Genomic DNA, 16,865 nt, shown 5'->3' with positions numbered 1-16,865 from the left:
ACTCTCAGGCCGCTTCCGTCTGTCCGGCCCCTGCGGCGCTCAGCGCTCCAGCCAGCGCAGCGGGATGTCGATGACGACCTCGGTGCCCTCGCCGTCCGTGCCGTGCCACTCGATCGTGCCGCCGAGCTCGCCCTGGATCAGGGTGCGGATGATCTGCGTCCCGAGCCCCTGGCCGATCCGCCCCTCCGGCAGCCCGAGTCCGGTGTCGCGGACGGTCACCCGCAGGTTGTCCTCGGTGCGCTTGGCATCGATCGTGACGACGCCCTCCTGCCCGGCGAGACCGTGCTCCACGGCGTTGGTGACGACCTCCGTGAGCGCGAGAGCGAGGGGCGTGGCGTACTCGCTCGGCAGCACACCGAAACGCCCCGTCGACTGCGTGCGCGCGCGGGTATTCGGAGCGGATGCCACCTCGGCGACCAGCTTGAGCACCCGGTGGAAGACCTCGTCGAAGTCCACCTTCTGGGTCAGGCCCTGCGCCAGGGTGTCGTGGACGACGGCGATCGCGTCCACGCGACGCATGGCCTGCGTCAGCGCGTCGCGCGCCTCGTCGGAGTGCGTCCGGCGCGCCTGGATCCGCAGCAGCGACGCCACGGTCTGGAGGTTGTTCTTCACCCGGTGGTGGATCTCGCGGATCGTCGCATCCTTGGTGATGAGCTCCTGCTCCTGATGGCGAAGCTCCGAGACGTCTCGGCAGAGCACGATCGCGCCGATGCGCGTGCCGTGGTCCTTCAGCGGGATCGCGCGCAGCGACACCGTGACGCCGCGGGCTTCGATGTCGGTGCGCCACGGCGCCCGACCGGTGACCACCACGGGGAGCGACTCGTCGACCTGCCGGGAGGGCGGGACGAGCCGCGTCGTCACCTCGGCGAGCGACTCCCCCTCCAGCTCGTCGTCGAAGCCCATGCGGTTGAACGCGGAGAGCGCGTTGGGGCTGGCGAAGGTCGTGATGCCGTCCACGTCGATGCGGATGAGGCCGTCCGATGCACGCGGCGCCCCCCGCCGAGGGGAGGTCGGAGCCGCCAGGTCAGGGAAGCTGCCGTCGGCGATCATGCGGAACAGGTCGTTGGCGCACTCGTCGAAGGTGATCTGCTGACGCGACGGCGTGCGCACCTCGCCCAGGTTCGTGTGCCGGGTCACGACGCCGATGACGGTGGCGGGCGCGTCGGCCGCGCGCCGCTCGCTCACGATCGGCACGGCACGCACCCTCGTCGGGGTTTCCTCGAACCAGTCCGGCGAGGAGGAGTCGACGATCTCGGCGGACTCGAAGGCGCCCTGCACCTGGGTGCGCCACTGCGGACGGACCCGCTCGCCGACGATGTCCCGGTAGAAGAGCGTCGCCGCACCGCTGGGCCTGGCATGGGCGACGGCGATGAACGACCCGTCGTCCGTCTGGATCCAGATCACGATGTCGGCGGAAGCCAGGTCGGCGAGCAGCTGCCCGTCCCCGGCCAGGCGGTGAAGCCATTCGACGTCGCTGTCGGTCAGGAGGCCCTGCTCATGGGCGAGATCACTGAGGGTTGACACCTGACCAGCCTACGGTGACATCCGTCACAGGATCGCCAGGGACGTGGCGCGCCAGCGCCGGTCGATGCCCTCGAGCCGGATGGCGACGGCTCGTGTGCGCCCAGGGCCCGCGACGACGACCGCCGCTTCGATCACGCCGTCGACGGGTTCCGTGACGCGCTGCGCCCGGATCTCGAACTGCGGTCGCCGGGGTGCCACGCCGCGCGCGCTGCGCGCCCTGGCGGAGAGGTTGGCTCTGACGACGAGGCTGCGGAACGCGTCTTCGCTGAACCAGCGCGCGAGCGGATCGACCTCCCGCACGCCCGCGAGGACCTCCAGCACGCCGTGGGTCAGGCTCCGCAGCAGCGGTGCAGGATCCGGCAGTTCACTGGTCGGGGTGGGCTGGGGTGCGAAGTACTCGTGCGGCATCGTGTCGATCTCTCGGTCGGGGAGGTCTGCGAGGCCGTCAGTACAGCACCGGGTCGCCGGTCCGCGGGCCGCCGCGGCAGAAGAATGTGGATTACTCGTACATCCCGCACGCCCGTCGCCTACGCTCTGTCGGATGCACTGGGACCGCCTGTTCGAAGACCTCGAGGGTCAGCTCGCGTCGGAGTGGGAGGCCGAGCGCGCCGTGCTCGATGCCGAGTCCGAGCGGCTGCGCATCGCACGGCTGGAACTGCGCTCCCGCCTGCGCGTGCTCTGCGGCGCCGAGGCCGACGCGACGATCGAACTGCGCAACGGGCGTCGGCTGCCGGTCACCCTCCGCACGCTCGGCGCGGACTGGGTCGCCGCATCATCCCGCAGTTCCGGGGACGGGCACCCTGAGCAGTCCTCCGTGCTGTTCCCGCTCCATGCGATCGTCGGCATCGCGACGGACCACGGCCTGCTCCTGGCGAGCCTCGAAGCCGCCGAGTCGACGGATCGCACCCTGCGGGAGCGGATGACGCTCGGCTTCGTGCTGCGCGACCTCGCACGTCGCCGCATCCCCGTGCACCTCAGCACTCCCCTCGCCGACGTGCACGGCACGATCGATCGTGCCGCCTTCGACCACCTCGACATCGCGGTGCACGACCCCGACGAGCCGCGCAGGGCCGGAGCCGTGCGCGGGTTCCGCATGATCCCCTTCGCGTCGCTGGTCGCGGTGCAGGCGTCGAGCGATCAGATGCCGTGAGCCGAGGAGACTCCCCAGACCTCCGGGAAGCTGGCAGCCTGGGACTGGCGCCACAGCGCCATCCTCCGCGCGTTCTCGGACTCCTCGGCCAGGTACCCGTCCAGACTGGATTCCTCCACCCGCCAGCGCCCCGGCGACCCGAGCTGCGCGCCGCGGAGCCGCCCCTCGTGGAGCAGGTCGATCACCTCGCCCACCTCGATGCTCAGCAGCTCCGCCACTTGGGCGGGGGCGAGGAAACGCGGCGCGCGGGCAGAAGGGGGTGCCATTCCCCCATTGTCGTCCCGGACGCCCCGGCGCCCGCTCCCGCCCGCGTCATCCTATGGATAACCGGATCGGCGTCGGCGAGCTTTCTGTGACGATGTCGCCATGGCTTCCCTCTCCCGGTCCCGACGTGCGTTCTGGGGCGACATCCGCTTCCTCGTGGGCATCGCCCTGGTGCTGCTCTCGATCGCCGCCGTCTGGCTCATCGTCGCCGCCGCGGACGATGCGAGTCCCGTCCTCCGCGCCCACCGCACCATCACGCAGGGCGAGGCGCTCACCTCCGACGACTTCCAGGTCGTCGAGGTGGGGCTCGGGGCGCTCGCGGACGACTACCTCGCCCCGGAGGGTCTGGAACCGGGCCAGGTGGCCGCACGCACCATCGCGGAGGGCGAGCTCGTCCCGGCGCGCGCCCTGACCGCGGCGGACCGCCTCCGCACCACGACCGTGGTGATCGAGAGCGGCACCGGAATCCCCGAGGACGTGCAGGCGGGCACCGCGGTCGAGGTGTGGAGCGCACCGCTGCTCGAAGACGGTCGCACGTTCGACGTCCCGCGCATCCTCGTCGCGGATGCCGTCGTCCGCGAGGTGCTTCGTCCCGAGGGCGTCCTGGCCGACACCCGCACCCGCCTCGAGGTCGTGATCGGCAGAGCGGACGTCGCCGACGTGCTCGCGGCGGTGACCGGCGGCGCCACGCTCTCGGTGGTTCCCTGGGAGTCCGGAGAGTGACGGCCGTCGTCGTGGCCATCCCGCAACCGCGGGCGGACGAGCTCGCCGCGGAGCTGGAGCTCGAGGGCGTCGTCGTCCTGTCGGTCGTCGGGACGCCTGTCGCTGTCGGAGCGGAGCTGCTGTCGGGAGCCGGTGCCATCATCGTGCCCGCCTCGCGCGCCGTCCTGACGGCGGACCTGATCGCGACGTGCGATCGCGCTGGCGTGCGCATCATCGCGCTCGGCGGAGCGGACACCCGGCTGCTCAGCCGTCTAGGACTGTCGGCGTCCCTCCCTCCCGACGCGGCGGGGTGGCAGGTGGCGGAGGCGCTGGCGGCGGACCCGGAGCCGACGACCGAGGGGCCCGCCGCGCGGGCGCCGCGTCGCGTCATCGCCGTCTGGGGGCCTCAGGGCGCACCCGGACGCTCCACCGTCGCGATCCAGCTCGCCGTGGAGCTGAGCCGGCGCGGACGCAGTGTCGGTCTCGTCGACGCCGACACCGTCGCGCCGTCCCTCGCGCTGCTCCTGGGGCTCAGCGACGACGCCCCCGGCGCGGCTGCGGCGTGCCGTCGGGCTGAGCGCGGCGTCCTCGACGCAGCGGAGCTGACCAGACTCGCGACACGGATCGGCGCCGGCGCCGGCGAGTGCGAGGTGCTTCCCGGCATCAACCGGCCGAGCCGATGGCCGGAGCTGTCGGACGCGCGTCTGCGCGCGGCGCTCATGGCCTGCCGGGACTGGGTCGATGACACGGTCGTCGATGTGGCCGGCGCCTTCGATGCGGACGACGAGCTCACGTACGATCTGACCGGCCCCCGACGGCATGCGGCCACCTCTGCGGTCCTGCGGGACGCGGATCTGATCGTCGCGGTCGCGACGGCGGATCCGCTGGGCATCAGCAGGTTCCTCCGCGACCACGCCGAACTGCGGCGGCTCACGTCTCCGACGCCGCTCGTCGTGGTCGTCAACCGCGTCCGCCACGGACCCCTGGGCATCGATGCGCGCGGGCAGGTGCGCAGAACCCTGGAACGGTTCGGAGGCATCGACGACGTCGTCTTCCTGCCGTTCGACCAGCGGGCGACGGACGCCGCCCTGCTGCATGCGAGGCCGATGTCCGAGGTCGCGCCGCGGTCCGCCTTCGTCGCCGCCGTGCGCGGCCTCGCCGCGTCGCTGTCCCCCGAAGGGCCGACGACGACTACTGCCGGTAGCTCGCGAGGAAGTTCCCCAGCCTTTCGACGGCTTCGCTCAGCACTCGCGGCTCGGGGAGGGTCACCAGGCGCAGATGGTCCGGGGTCGACCAGTTGAATCCGGTGCCCTGCACGAGCAGGATGTGCTCCGAGACGAGCAGGTCGTAGACGAGCTTGGCGTCATCCCTGATCTCGTGCACGTTCGGGTCCAGACGCGGGAAGGCGTACAGCGCTCCCTGCGGCTTGACGCAGGAGACACCCGGGATCGACTCGAGCCCTTCCCAGGCGATGTCCCGCTGCTCGTGGAGGCGACCGGTCGGCGCGATCAGCGCGTCGATGGACTGCACGCCCGAGAGCGCGGCCTGCACCGCGTGCTGCGCCGGCACGTTGGGGCAGAGCCGGGTCGACGCCAGCAGCGTGATCCCCTCGATGAAGCCCTTGGCGTGATCCTGCGGGCCCGTGATGACCATCCAGCCGGAGCGGTAGCCGGCCACGCGGTACGTCTTCGAGAGCCCGTTGAAGGTGAGGCACAGCAGGTCGGGGGCGAGCGTCGCGGTCGGGATGTGCACCGCGTCGTCGAACAGGATGCGGTCGTAGATCTCGTCCGACAGCAGGAGCAGCTGATGCTCGCGCGCGATCTGCACGAGTCCTTCCAGGATCTGCCGCGAGTACACCACACCCGTGGGGTTGTTCGGGTTGATGATCACGAGCGCCTTGGTGCGCGGTGTGATCTTCGAGCGGATGTCCTCGAGGTCGGGCTGCCAGCCGTCTTCCTCGTCGCAGAGATAGTGCACGGGGGTTCCGCCGGCGAGGCTGGTCATGGCCGTCCACAGCGGGTAGTCGGGCGCCGGGATCAGCACCTCGTCGCCCTCGTCGAGCAGAGCCTGCATGGTCATCGTGATGAGTTCGGAGACGCCGTTGCCGAGGTACACGTCGTCCGGATCGAACCGCGGGAAGCCCTCGATCTGCTCGTAGCGGCTCACGACGGCTCGGCGTGCCGAGATGATGCCCTTGCTGTCGCTGTAGCCGTGCGCGGTCGGCAGCGCCGCGAGCATGTCGTGCACGATCTGGTGGGGAGCGTCGAACCCGAAGATCGCCGGGTTGCCCGTGTTCAGCTTGAGGACCTTGTGCCCCTCCGCTTCCAATCGCGCCGCCTCGACGAGGGCGTTTCCGCGGATCTCGTACAGGACGTTCTTGAGCTTCGACGACTGGTCGAAGTTGCGCATCGGGGTCATCGATCAAGCCTACAGCGACGAAAGGAGGGCCAATCCACACGGACTGGCCCTCCTTCTCGGCGCGTGACTACTTCTTCTTCTTGCTCTGCGCCCGACGCTGCTCGCGGTTGCCGGCGGCGGGCGGCTCGGCGTCCGTCCGCTGCCCGAAGGCGCCGCGCGGCGCCTCTTCCGGCTCGGCCTGCGGAGCCTGAGCGCGCGCGGCCGCCTGGCGGACGCGATCCGTCGCCGCCTGCTGCACCTGCCCGCGGTCGTTGCGGACCTCGACCTCGCCCGCGTCGTTCGCCGCGGAGTACTCCAGGCGCTGCTCTCCGCCGCCCGTGGCGAGGCCCTTGGCCTCGACCTCGGCGGTGTCGGAATCGCCCGCGCGGCGGACCTCGACCTCGAGGTTGTAGAGGTAGCCGACCGACTCCTCCTTGATCTGCCCCATCATCGACTGGAACATCGCGTACCCCTCGCGCTGGTACTCGATGAGCGGGTCGCGCTGGGCCATCGCACGCAGGCCGATGCCGTCCTTGAGGTAGTCCATCTCGTAGAGGTGGTCGCGCCAGCGGCGATCGAGCACCTGCAGCACGACACGACGCTCGAGTTCGCGGGTGGCGGCCTCGCCGAGGGACTCCTCGCGCTTCTCGTACGCGATCTTCGCGTCCGAGAGGAGCTCTCGCGTGAGGCCCTCCGCCGTGATGCCGCCCTTGCGGCCCGCGGCCTCGGAGACGACCTCGTCGATCGTCACGCTGACGGGGTAGAGCGTCTTGAGCTCGGTCCAGAGGGCGTCGAAGTCCCAGCTCTCGTTGTGGCCCTCGCCGGTGTGGTCGCGGACGACGCCGCTGATGGCGTCCTCGATGAAGTGCTGCACCCGGTCGGCGATGTCGTCGCCCTGCAGGATCTGCCGACGGTCGGCGTAGATCGCCTCGCGCTGACGGTTGAGGACGTCGTCGTACTTGAGGACGTTCTTGCGCATCTCGGCGTTGCGCGCCTCGACCTGGGACTGCGCGCTGCGGATGGCGCGGGACACGAGCCCGGACTCGATCGGCACGTCGTCCGGGAAGTTGGTGCGCGCGAGGATGGCCTCGGCGGCGCCCGACTGGAACAGGCGCATCAGATCGTCGGTGAGGCTCAAGTAGAAGCGGCTCTCACCGGGGTCGCCCTGACGGCCGGAACGACCGCGCAGCTGGTTGTCGATGCGACGGGACTCGTGGCGCTCCGTGCCGAGCACGTACAGACCGCCGGCCTCGATGACCTTGGCGGCCTCCTCGGCGACGACCTCCTTCATCGCCTCGTACGTCTCGTCCCATGCGATCTCGTACTCCTCGGGCGTCTCGACGGGGTCGAGACCCTTGCCCTTGAGTTCCTGCACCGCGAGGAACTCGGCGTTCCCACCGAGCATGATGTCGGTTCCACGACCGGCCATGTTGGTCGCGACGGTCACCGCACCCAGACGTCCGGCGCGGGCCACGATCTCCGCCTCGCGCGCGTGGTTCTTCGCGTTGAGCACCTCGTGCTTGATGCCCTTCTTGGCGAGCAGTCGCGAGAGGTACTCGCTCTTCTCGACGCTGACGGTGCCGACCAGGACCGGCTGGCCGTTCGCGTGGCGCTCGGCGATGTCCTCGACGACCTGGGCGAACTTCGCGGTCTCGTTCTTGTAGACGAGGTCGGACTGGTCCTTGCGGATCATCGGCTTGTTCGTCGGGATCGGGATCACGCCGAGCTTGTAGGTCGACATGAACTCCGCCGCCTCGGTCTCGGCGGTACCGGTCATGCCGGCGAGCTTGTCGTACAGGCGGAAGTAGTTCTGCAGCGTGACGGTCGCGAGGGTCTGGTTCTCGGCCTTGACCGGCACGCCCTCCTTGGCCTCGATGGCCTGGTGGATGCCCTCGTTGTAGCGGCGCCCGACGAGGATGCGGCCGGTGTGCTCGTCGACGATCATGACCTCGTCGTTCATCACGACGTAGTCGGTGTCCTTCTTGAACAGGGCGAGCGCCTTGATCGAGTTGTTCAGGAAGGAGATGAGCGGCGTGTTGGCGGACTCGTAGAGGTTGTCGATGCCGAGGTAGTCCTCGACCTTCTCGATGCCGGGCTCGAGCACGCCGACGGTGCGCTTCTTCTCGTCGACCTCGTAGTCCTCACCGGCGACGAGAGTGCGAGCGATCTTCGCGAACTCGGCGAACCAGCGGTTGGCCTCGCCCGACGAGGGGCCGGAGATGATGAGCGGGGTCCGCGCCTCGTCGATGAGGATCGAGTCGACCTCGTCGACGATCGCGAAGAAGTGCTCGCGCTGGACGAGGTCCTCCTTGCGCCACGCCATGTTGTCGCGCAGATAGTCGAAGCCGAACTCGTTGTTCGTGCCGTAGGTGATGTCGGCGGCGTACTGCTCGCGGCGCACCGCGGGGGTCTGGCCGGAGACGATGATGCCGGTGGTCATGCCGAGGGCGCGGAAGACGCGACCCATCAGCTCGGCCTGGTAGCTGGCGAGGAAGTCGTTGACCGTGATGACGTGCACGCCCTTGCCCGCGATCGCGTTCAGGTACGCGGGCAGCGTGGCGACGAGGGTCTTGCCCTCACCGGTCTTCATCTCGGCGATGTTGCCCAGGTGGAGGGCGGCGCCACCCATGATCTGCACGTCGTACGCGCGCATGCCGAGGGTGCGCTTGGCGGCCTCGCGGACGGCGGCGAACGCCTCCGGCATCAGCTGATCGAGGGTCTCGCCCTTCTCGTAACGCGCGCGCAGCTCGGTGGTCTCGTTGCGCAGTTCGTCGTCGGTGAGCTTGGAGATGTCCTCTTCCAGCGCCCCCACTGCCTTGACGACCTGATTCAGGCGGCGGATGACGCGCCCTTCACCGGCGCGCAGCAGCTTCTCAAGAGGATTGGCCACGGATGTCATCTCCCTGTCAGTGGGTAAATCGCCGGCCGCCGGTGAACCCGACGCCAGGCATGCTTTGCCATGTTACCGGCCTGTGACCTGCACGTCGCCTGCAAGACCGGACAGCGCGTCGTGCAGCGAGGTTGCCGGGTATCCATATACTCGGTATCGCATTCGACCGGACCGCGACAGGAGACGACATGTCCGTACGCCAGAGCCTGCTCGCCATCCTCGCGCAGGGCCCCTGCTACGGATACCAGCTGCGGCACGAGTTCGATCGCCGTACCGGTTCGGTCTGGCCGCTCAACGTCGGGCAGATCTACAACACCCTGGAACGGCTCGAGCGCGACGGCCTGGTGCGCCGCGGAGCGACCGATGACCACGGCCACGTGTACTGGGAGATCACCCCGGCCGGAGCGGACGAGGTCGACCGCTGGCTCTCCTCCCCCGTCGTCCGCGGTCAGGGAACCAGGGACGAGCTCGCCATCAAGCTCGCCGTCGCGGCCACGCTGCCGGGAGTCGACGCGTCCGCGGCGATCCGGGCGCAGCGCGCGGCGTCGATGTTCCAGTTGGAGCAGCTGCGGCTTCGACGCACGGAGCGCGACGAGGAGACGCCGGAGGAGCTGGCCTGGTCGCTCGTGGTCGACTCGCAGATCTTCGCCGCCGAGGCCGAGGTCCGCTGGCTCGACCATGTCGAGCGACGGCTCGCCGCGCACCCGCGGCACGCCGTGGCCCTCGAGCTCACGGCCGAGCGCCCCAAACGAGGGCGTCCCGCCAAGGCGGCCGCCCTGGTCGCGGACCATGTGCCGGCCGCGTGACGCCCCCGAAGCGCCGCACCGCCACCCTTCATCGCCGCCGATCGCCGTTCGCCCGGAGCGGATGCTCAGCCAGCGCAGGCGCGCGGGAAACTAGGATCGGTTCATGGCTGGATTTTGGGGCAGACGCAAACGCGAACAGGAAGAGCTCGCCGCACAGGATGCCGACCTCGCCCGGCGTGCGGAGCAGGCCCTCGTCGGCGCGGACGAGCGGATCCGCACGACCACCGATGAGCTCTCGTTCGCCGAGGCCGAGCTCGGCGAATCGCTGACGGCCGACCTGCGCCGGGCACTGGCCGCGGTGCGGACGCACCTGCGGGAGGCCTTTCAGCTGCACCAGCTCAACCACGACGAGATCCCGGACACCCCCGAGGAGCTGCGCACGCGGAACGCCCGCATCCTGCAGCTCTGCGACTGGGCGCAGGATCTCCTCGACGAGAAGACGGCCGTCCTCGCCGAGTCCGTCGCCAAGGTGCGCCGCGCACCGGAGATCATCGCGCAGGTGCGAGCCGACGCTGCGGCGCTGAGCGCGAGGATCCCGCAGACGAGAGAAGCGATCCAGCGACTGGCCGCCCGCTACGCCGAGTCGGCGATGCACCAGATCACGGCGAGCGCCGCCGAGGCGGAGCAGCTCATCAGCTTCGCCACGCACAGCGCCGACGTCTCGGAGCGCCGTCGCGCCGCGAAGCAGAACGAGGAGGCGAACGTCGCCCTCGAGACCGCGACCGAGGCCACACGGCGCGCGTCGGCGCTGCTGGACGCGGTCGAGGACTTCGAGATCGAGGCGCTGCGCGCCGAATCAACGCTCGCCGAGGTCGTGGCGGATTCCCGCGGCGACCTGATCGCGGCGCGCAACGCGCCCGCCACCCCGGAGGTGGCCCAGGCGGTCAGCGCGCTCCAGTCCGCCCTCGCCGCCCTGACGCCCTCCGGCACCCCGAACGACCCCTTCGCGGAGCTCTCGCAGCTGCGGGAGGCGAACTCGGCGCTGGACGAGGCGATCGCCAAGGCCCGGCACCGCGCCGAGAACCCCCTCCCGAGCATCGCCCAGGTGCAGCACGCCATCGATGACGCGGATCGTCAGCTCGGGGTGGCGCGCGGACTCATCGCCGGACATCGCGGCTGGATCGGCGCGGACGCACGGACACGCCTGGCCGAGGCGGAGCGCCTGCGCGTCGACCTGTCCGATCTGCTCCCTGCGGAGGACACACGCGAGGCCGCGCTCCTGCAGGCGCGCCGTGTCGCCCACCTCGCCTCCGAGGCCCTGCAGCTCGCCCAGCGCGACATCGACTCCTCCCGTCCTCCCGGGCAGGACTGGGGCGGCGGAGGCTGGGGCGGCGGACCGCGGCGCGGTGGCGGCGGTGGAGACCTCGCCTCCGGCATCCTCGGCGGTCTGGTCATCGGCAGCCTGCTCGACGGCATCTTCGACTGACCGGCCACGGCGAGCCCCGACAGCACAGGAACGGCCCGACCCCGAGAGGGGCCGGGCCGTTCCGCTGTCCGCGTCAGGAGGCGAGAGCCTGCGACGGCGGCGCCTGGGTGCTGAGCGCGATCACGCCGTAGTCCCAGCCCTTGCGCCGGTAGACGACGCTCGGGTGATCCGTGCGGACGTCGACGAACAGGAAGAAGTCGTGTCCGACGAGCTCCATCCGATCGACGGCCTCCTCGACGGTCATCCACTCCGCGTCGAAGCTCTTGGTGCGGATGACGACCGGCGAGTACTCCTCTTCCTCGGTCTGCTGCACCGGAACGCTGCCGGTGGCGACGGCATGGAGCACGTCTGCCGATGCCGGCTGCACGTCGATTCCCTCGAGGGCTCCGCTCTCCTTCTCGAAGTGGGCGCCGCGCGGGTGCTGTCTGCCGTCGACCCGCTTCTCCTTCGCACGGCGCAGCTGTTCGGCCATCTTGTCGACGGCCAGGTCGAGGGCGACGAACTTGTCGCCGTCCGTCGCCTCGGCGCGCACCACCGGACCCTTGCCGATCAGTGTCAGCTCGACCGTCTCATCCGGGATACGGCCGTTGCGGTAGACGCGATGCGTGACCTTCACGTCCAGACGCTGCGCTCGTGACGCCAGCATCTGAATCTTGGCGATCTTCTCTTCGACAACGGTTCGGAAGCGATCGGTGATACCCACTCCGACGCCGACGATGCTCGTTTCCATTGCTGCCTCCTTGTCCCGGTCCTCCCGGCCAAGGGCGGACCGTGGTCGCCTTGTGACACCCCACCGTAGTCCGACCGCCGACGGATGTCACGGGTCTCACCCTGATGTCTGCGTCGAGTTCGCCATGAGCTTCATCCGAATCCTTCCCGGCGCGGCGTGGCGGCGAGCGCGACGGCGCCGACGACACGGAAACCGGCCTCCTCCAGCGCGCGAGCCGCCTCGTCGAGTGTGGCGCCGGTCGTGACGACGTCGTCGACGATCAGCGTTTCCGCGCCGCGCCCGGATCGGCGGGCCCGCATCGCCCCGCGCACGTTCTCCTCCCGTGCCGCGGCCCCCAGCCGCTTCTGCTCGGTGGTCCCCGCCGCGCGCGTGAGCACCCGCTGCGGCTCGACGCCGGCCCGACGGAGCAGGAGCTCGGGGACGCGGTAGCCGCGCCGGCGGAAGGCTGCGCGCGCCGTCGGCACCGGCACGACCCACGTCATCGGCGTCATCGCGGGCAGCAGGACCTCGCCGAGCGCGGCGCCGAGGGGCCGTGCGAGGAACGTGTCGCCCTCGCCCTTGAGCCGCCGGATGCAGCGCGCCGTGACGCCCTCGAACGGCAGTGCGGCGCGGAAAGCCATCCCGCGCGGCGTCGTACCGGCCTGGGGATCCGCCGTGACCGCGCGTCGGCATCGCCCGCACAGCAGGGCACCCGGTTCGCCGCATCCGGCGCACGAGGCGGCGAGGAGGAACGCCGCCAGCTCGGCACCGACCCGCGCCACATCATCCTTGGTCACCATCGGACGATTGTGCGGCTGCGGTCCCCGGGCGGGGACCGCAGCGCCCGTCCGTGATCAGAACAGCGCGGCAGGGGCCGCCGGTGCAGGAAGGGTCATTCCCCGGCGCGCGTGGCGAGGACGGAGACCCCCGACGCGATCTCGCGCCAGGCCGAGCCCGCGTGCGCGAACAGCGCGCCGTCCGAGCCGAGGATCCGCACCCCGGCGGACGTCCGGGCACCGGCCGCCGAGACGGCCGTGCTCGGGGCGGCCTCCGCCGACCCCGGTCCCCCGACGACCTGGGTGATGAGCCGCGGGTTGCTGGGATCGACCAGCACCGCGAGGCGATCGGCTCCCACCCACCCGAGCGCCGAGGCCTGGCCGGAGAGCTGCACGAGGGGCTTCACGTCGCCGAGCTCCGTCGGCGCGCCGGAGGAGTCACGGACGACCGCGGCGACGACCACCCAGATCTGCTTGCCGACGGTCAGGACGGCGGCCACGCGCGCCCCGTCGGCCGAGACGCGCATCGCGGACACGGACGAGGCGGTGGGCCACGCGTTCGCGACCTCGAGAGGGGCGACGTCGCTCCCCGTCACCTGCAGCGCGCTCGGAGTGCTCCGCGGCACCGTCCAGGTGTAGCCGTACGGGTCGATCGAAGGCTCGATGAGCCCGGAACGGTCGTCCAGCTCGTCGACGGCGCCCTCCCGGACGAGATACACGTGGCGGTCGGCGAGCTGCACGGCGGCCCGCGAGTCGTCCGCAGCCAGGTCGAGGGAGAGCACCGGCTGCGGGAGCCGGGCCACCTCCGCGCTGATGCCGTCGATCGGCGAGATCTCGTCGCCGACGATCCGGCCGAACGCGCCGTCCTTCAGCACGAGGGTGCCGACCTCGGCCGGCGGCTCGACGACGTCGACGACGCCCGCGTCCAGCGCACGTCCGTCGACCGTGAACCGCACCTGGGTCACGGCGACCCCCGCCGCACGCAGCGTGGACTGGAGTTGGGTGCGCATGCGGGAGAGGGTGGTCGGATCGAGTCCGGCCGCCGGGCGGGTGAGGGCGACCTCCGCCACCTGTCCGACGATCGGAACCGCGTCCTGGGCGAGCTGCACATCCGCGGGGAACGCCGTCTGCACCGCGGGCTTGAGCCAGTCGCTCGGCCCGCCCCCGATGAGCTGCTGCGTGACCGTGGTGGCCGGGCTCTGTCGGCGGGGGAACCAGCGCATGTCCGGCACCAGGCGCGACCAGGCGAGGTCGAAGTACTGCAGGGGGTACCCCTCGAAGACGTTCGGGAACCGCTGCTCGTCGATCACGACCCCGTCCGGCGCATCGGTGATGCGCCATTCTCCGTCCTCCATCCGCTCGAGGGTGAACGGGACGGGCGAGGGTCCGAGCGCCTCCGAGTAGCCTCCGGAGTCGTCGACGCTGGCGACGAGATCGAGCAGTACCTGCACCTCTGCCGTATCGGCGTCTTCGACAGCGTCGTCGGGAACGGAGGAGGTGATGGTCCTGGTGTCGACGCCGAGGTCGATCGAGACTCCGGCGCTGGGTCGCCACGTGCGCTGCAGCGACGGGGCGAGGAAGTCGCGGGCGGTGTCCCAGTTGTCCGTCGTCGTGATGCCCGCTTCCAGGAAGCCCTCGACGATCTGCTCCGGTCCGGCACCGGTGATGGGGCCGGACGCGACGGGGAGGAAGTCGACCTCCTGCTCGGATTCGCCGAGCTTGAGTCCTACGGAGACGCCGCCGCTCGTCGGGAGCCCCGCACAGGCCGGCAGCAGGAGCGCCGCGACCGCCAGGGCCATCACGCGCAGCGACCGTCGTCCGGTCCGTCGACTCATGACCGCTCCTCCTCGTCGTCGAACAGCCCGGCCGGCGCATCGGTCAGCGAGATGGGCTGCGTCGCGTCGCCGATCTCGGCGAGGGGCTCCTGCGGCTCGATCGGGATGGGACTCGGCCCGTCGAGGACGCCGTCGCGCCGCGGGATCGTGAGCACGAAGTTCGTCCCGACCCCGAACTCGGACCACACGGCGAGCGTGCCGCCGTGCAGCGTCGCATCACCGAGGGCGATCGAGAGCCCGAGCCCTGTGCCGCCGATGGTGCGCTGGCGAGACGGGTCGGCGCGCCAGAAGCGGTCGAACACCCGCTCCACATCCGCCGGCTGCATGCCCAGTCCGAAGTCGCGCACCCCGGCCGCCACGGCGTGCTGGTTGCTGTCGACCGTGATCACCACGGGACGCCCCTCCCCGTGCTCGATCGCGTTGCCGATCAGGTTGCGCAGCACCCGCCGCACCCGTCGCGGATCCATGTCGACCGGCGAATAGCCCCCGGGCGCGACGAGTCGGAGTTCGGTCCCGCGGGTCTCGGCGAGCGGTCGCATCTGCTCGATGATGTCCTCCGCCAGGTGGGCGAGGCTCGTCGCCTCCAGCTCCAGCTGCACCGAACCGGCGTCGTACCGGCTGATCTCGAGCAGGTCGGACAGCAGCGTCTCGAACCGCTGGACCTGCGCATGGAGCAGCTCTGCCGTCCGCGCGGTCGTGGGGTCGAACTCGCCGCGCTGATCGTTCAGCATGTCCGCGGCGAGGCGGATCGTCGTCAGCGGCGTGCGCAGTTCGTGCGAGACGTCGGAGACGAAGCGCTGCTGCACCATCGACAGCTCGCCGAGCTCCTTGATCTGCGCCTCGATGCTGTCGGCCATGGCATTGAACGAGCGCCCCAGAGTCGCCAGCTCGTCCTCGCCGTGGACCTCGAGGCGCACGCCGAGGTCTCCGGCCGCGAGACGGGCACTGGTCTCGGCGGCCTGCACGATCGGGGCGGAGACCGCCCGCAGGACGATCCAGGAGATCGCCGCGACGATCGCGACGAGTCCGATCCCTGCGATCCAGAGGGTCCGCTGCACGAACACGAGGGTCTGGTCGGCGTCGCCGAGGTCGTAGGCGAAGTAGATCTCGAACGCCCCCGCCTCCGGCACCAGCAGCTGCTGTCCGACGACGATGCCCGGCGTCTCCCCGCCGTCCTCCGCCGGGAGCGCGATCGACTGCCACTGCTGCCGGTCGGCGAGCTCGACCACGCGGGCACGGAGTTCCGGGCTCAGCAGGTCGGCGCTCAACCGCGCCTCGAAGCCGTTCAAGCGGATGCCGTCCGAATCGTTGTCGATCGGGTAGCCGGCCAGCTGATCGGTGCTCGACGTCCGGGCGAGGGTGCTCTGCACGCCGTTCCACAGCTCCGTGAGGGCGGCGGGGTCGTCCCCCACCTCCGCCACGTCGAGCGTCGCCTGCACCTGGTCGACGGCGCGCCTGGCATCCTCCAGGGCCACGTTCTTCCGTGAGATGAACAGGTCGTTCTGGATCACCAGAGCCATCGTCACGCAGGTGATCAGAATCGCGAGCGACGTCGCGATCAGCGTGATCGAGAGAGTGCGGAAGCGCAGCGACCGACGCCAGAGGAGGCCGAGCATCGCCGGCCACCCGCGCCAGTCGCGCAGCACGGCGACCGTCGTGGTGGTCGCTGTGGTCGCGGCCATCGTGCTCCTATGCGACCGTCCCGGCACGGTAACCCACGCCGCGCACGGTCATCACGATCTTCGGATTGTCCGGGTCGAGTTCGACCTTGGCGCGCAGACGCTGCACGTGCACGTTCACCAGACGGGTGTCTGCTTTGTAGTGGTAACCCCACACCTGTTCGAGGAGCATCTCGCGCGAGAAGACCTGCTGCGGCTTCGACGCCAGCGCGACGAGCAGCTGGAACTCCAACGGGGTCAGCGCGATCGGGGTGGTGCCGCGACGCACCTCGTGCGCGTCGACGTCGACGGTCAGATCGCCGACCCGCAGCTGCTCGCTGGTCGTCTGGGGCGTCGGACGCAGGCGGGTGCGGATGCGCGCGACGAGCTCCTTCGGGTTGAAGGGCTTGACCATGTAGTCGTCAGCGCCGACCTCGAGACCCCTGACCACGTCGGCCGTGTCGCTGCGTGCCGTGAGCATGATGATGGGCACCCCCGATTCCGCGCGGATGCGGGTGCAGATCTCGATCCCGTCCATGCCGGGCAGCATGAGGTCGAGCAGCACCAGATCCGGGCGCTGGGCGCGCCATTCGTCGACGGCCCGCGCACCATCGGCGCAGAAGACCGGCTCGAAGCCCTCGGTGCGCAGCACGATCCCGATCATCTCGGCGAGCGCTGTGTCGTCGTCGACCACGAGAATGCGTGAGGTCATAACAGTTACCTTATGG

General features: G+C 70.5%; 15 protein-coding genes. 5 read left to right on the top strand and 10 right to left on the bottom strand.

Annotation, left to right across the window (positions count from 1 at the left end):
* Positions 1 to 39: 39 nt before the first annotated feature.
* Together F6A08_RS09135 and F6A08_RS09130 are read right to left on the bottom strand one after the other, a co-directional pair.
* Positions 40 to 1,524 (bottom strand): sensor histidine kinase, encoded by a 1,485-nt coding sequence (locus F6A08_RS09135; RefSeq protein WP_017203225.1) that lies wholly within the window; start codon positions 1,522 to 1,524, stop codon positions 40 to 42.
* Positions 1,525 to 1,548: 24 nt separating this feature from the next.
* On the bottom strand, positions 1,549 to 1,932 hold the full coding sequence (locus F6A08_RS09130) for an Rv3235 family protein (RefSeq protein WP_151459297.1): 384 nt from the start codon (positions 1,930 to 1,932) through the stop codon (positions 1,549 to 1,551).
* Positions 1,933 to 2,065: 133 nt separating this feature from the next.
* Here F6A08_RS09130 and F6A08_RS09125 point away from each other — a divergent pair, with 133 nt between their 5' ends.
* Entirely contained in the window at positions 2,066 to 2,674 is a 609-nt protein-coding gene (locus F6A08_RS09125; RefSeq protein ID WP_017203227.1) for a hypothetical protein, read from the top strand.
* On the opposite strand, the gene F6A08_RS09120 is transcribed toward F6A08_RS09125, so the two are convergent.
* Positions 2,662 to 2,940: a helix-turn-helix domain-containing protein gene (locus F6A08_RS09120; RefSeq protein WP_017203228.1), complete on the bottom strand. Its 279-nt coding sequence runs from the start codon at positions 2,938 to 2,940 to the stop codon at positions 2,662 to 2,664. The two genes, F6A08_RS09125 and F6A08_RS09120, sit on opposite strands and share 13 nt — an antisense overlap.
* Positions 2,941 to 3,040: 100 nt before the next feature.
* Here F6A08_RS09120 and F6A08_RS09115 point away from each other — a divergent pair, with 100 nt between their 5' ends.
* Both F6A08_RS09115 and F6A08_RS09110 read left to right on the top strand, forming a co-directional pair.
* Positions 3,041 to 3,661: an SAF domain-containing protein gene (locus F6A08_RS09115; RefSeq protein WP_151459296.1), complete on the top strand. Its 621-nt coding sequence runs from the start codon at positions 3,041 to 3,043 to the stop codon at positions 3,659 to 3,661.
* Positions 3,658 to 4,941 carry a CpaE/TadZ family protein gene (locus F6A08_RS09110; RefSeq protein WP_192576736.1) on the top strand — a complete coding sequence of 428 codons (1,284 nt, stop codon included), beginning with the start codon at positions 3,658 to 3,660 and terminating at the stop codon, positions 4,939 to 4,941. The genes F6A08_RS09115 and F6A08_RS09110 overlap by 4 nt, the downstream gene beginning before the upstream one ends.
* Here the strand turns inward: F6A08_RS09110 and F6A08_RS09105 are convergent.
* Both F6A08_RS09105 and secA read right to left on the bottom strand, forming a co-directional pair.
* On the bottom strand, positions 4,832 to 6,058 hold the full coding sequence (locus tag F6A08_RS09105; RefSeq protein ID WP_017203231.1) for a pyridoxal phosphate-dependent aminotransferase: 1,227 nt from the start codon (positions 6,056 to 6,058) through the stop codon (positions 4,832 to 4,834). The genes F6A08_RS09110 and F6A08_RS09105 overlap by 110 nt on opposite strands.
* Before the next feature lie 67 nt (positions 6,059 to 6,125).
* Positions 6,126 to 8,927, bottom strand: coding sequence for a preprotein translocase subunit SecA (secA, locus tag F6A08_RS09100; RefSeq protein ID WP_124895260.1), 2,802 nt, complete (start codon positions 8,925 to 8,927; stop codon positions 6,126 to 6,128).
* Between the two features lie 188 nt (positions 8,928 to 9,115).
* Here secA and F6A08_RS09095 point away from each other — a divergent pair, with 188 nt between their 5' ends.
* Complete coding sequence (locus tag F6A08_RS09095; RefSeq protein ID WP_017203233.1) at positions 9,116 to 9,733, top strand: PadR family transcriptional regulator; 618 nt, start codon at positions 9,116 to 9,118, stop codon at positions 9,731 to 9,733.
* A gap of 103 nt (positions 9,734 to 9,836) precedes the next feature.
* Positions 9,837 to 11,159, top strand: coding sequence for a coiled-coil domain-containing protein (locus tag F6A08_RS09090; RefSeq protein WP_151459294.1), 1,323 nt, complete (start codon positions 9,837 to 9,839; stop codon positions 11,157 to 11,159).
* Between the two features lie 73 nt (positions 11,160 to 11,232).
* Here F6A08_RS09090 and hpf read toward each other — a convergent pair whose 3' ends face one another.
* The 5 genes from hpf to mtrA form a co-directional block, all read right to left on the bottom strand.
* Positions 11,233 to 11,889: a ribosome hibernation-promoting factor, HPF/YfiA family gene (hpf, locus tag F6A08_RS09085; protein WP_017203234.1), complete on the bottom strand. Its 657-nt coding sequence runs from the start codon at positions 11,887 to 11,889 to the stop codon at positions 11,233 to 11,235.
* A gap of 131 nt (positions 11,890 to 12,020) precedes the next feature.
* Complete coding sequence (locus tag F6A08_RS09080) at positions 12,021 to 12,668, bottom strand: ComF family protein (RefSeq protein ID WP_124895257.1); 648 nt, start codon at positions 12,666 to 12,668, stop codon at positions 12,021 to 12,023.
* A gap of 92 nt (positions 12,669 to 12,760) precedes the next feature.
* A complete protein-coding gene (locus F6A08_RS09075) occupies positions 12,761 to 14,479 on the bottom strand; it encodes an LpqB family beta-propeller domain-containing protein (RefSeq protein WP_017203236.1) in 1,719 nt (572 codons plus the stop codon).
* Complete coding sequence (gene mtrB / locus F6A08_RS09070) at positions 14,476 to 16,161, bottom strand: MtrAB system histidine kinase MtrB (RefSeq protein ID WP_124895255.1); 1,686 nt, start codon at positions 16,159 to 16,161, stop codon at positions 14,476 to 14,478. Before mtrB ends, F6A08_RS09075 begins: the two co-directional genes overlap by 4 nt.
* A gap of 7 nt (positions 16,162 to 16,168) precedes the next feature.
* Positions 16,169 to 16,849, bottom strand: coding sequence for an MtrAB system response regulator MtrA (mtrA, locus tag F6A08_RS09065; RefSeq protein WP_017203238.1), 681 nt, complete (start codon positions 16,847 to 16,849; stop codon positions 16,169 to 16,171).
* Positions 16,850 to 16,865: the final 16 nt, after the last annotated feature.

The sequence above is a fragment of the Microbacterium algeriense genome (assembly GCF_008868005.1).
GTDB lineage: Bacteria > Actinomycetota > Actinomycetes > Actinomycetales > Microbacteriaceae > Microbacterium > Microbacterium algeriense.
This window is presented reverse-complemented; position numbering and strand designations above follow the sequence as displayed.

Bases quoted from the DNA above. Each gene is read 5' to 3' on its own strand.
- F6A08_RS09080 (WP_124895257.1), bottom strand. From the start codon at position 12,668: ATGGTGACCAAGGATGATGTGGCGCGGGTCGGTGCCGAGCTGGCGGCG.
- mtrA (WP_017203238.1), bottom strand. From the start codon at position 16,849: ATGACCTCACGCATTCTCGTGGTCGACGACGACACAGCGCTCGCCGAG.
- mtrB (WP_124895255.1), bottom strand. From the start codon at position 16,161: ATGGCCGCGACCACAGCGACCACCACGACGGTCGCCGTGCTGCGCGAC.
- F6A08_RS09125 (WP_017203227.1), top strand. From the start codon at position 2,066: ATGCACTGGGACCGCCTGTTCGAAGACCTCGAGGGTCAGCTCGCGTCG.
- F6A08_RS09115 (WP_151459296.1), top strand. From the start codon at position 3,041: ATGGCTTCCCTCTCCCGGTCCCGACGTGCGTTCTGGGGCGACATCCGC.
- F6A08_RS09105 (WP_017203231.1), bottom strand. From the start codon at position 6,058: ATGACCCCGATGCGCAACTTCGACCAGTCGTCGAAGCTCAAGAACGTC.
- F6A08_RS09120 (WP_017203228.1), bottom strand. From the start codon at position 2,940: ATGGCACCCCCTTCTGCCCGCGCGCCGCGTTTCCTCGCCCCCGCCCAA.
- F6A08_RS09095 (WP_017203233.1), top strand. From the start codon at position 9,116: ATGTCCGTACGCCAGAGCCTGCTCGCCATCCTCGCGCAGGGCCCCTGC.
- F6A08_RS09090 (WP_151459294.1), top strand. From the start codon at position 9,837: ATGGCTGGATTTTGGGGCAGACGCAAACGCGAACAGGAAGAGCTCGCC.
- F6A08_RS09130 (WP_151459297.1), bottom strand. From the start codon at position 1,932: ATGCCGCACGAGTACTTCGCACCCCAGCCCACCCCGACCAGTGAACTG.
- F6A08_RS09075 (WP_017203236.1), bottom strand. From the start codon at position 14,479: ATGAGTCGACGGACCGGACGACGGTCGCTGCGCGTGATGGCCCTGGCG.
- hpf (WP_017203234.1), bottom strand. From the start codon at position 11,889: ATGGAAACGAGCATCGTCGGCGTCGGAGTGGGTATCACCGATCGCTTC.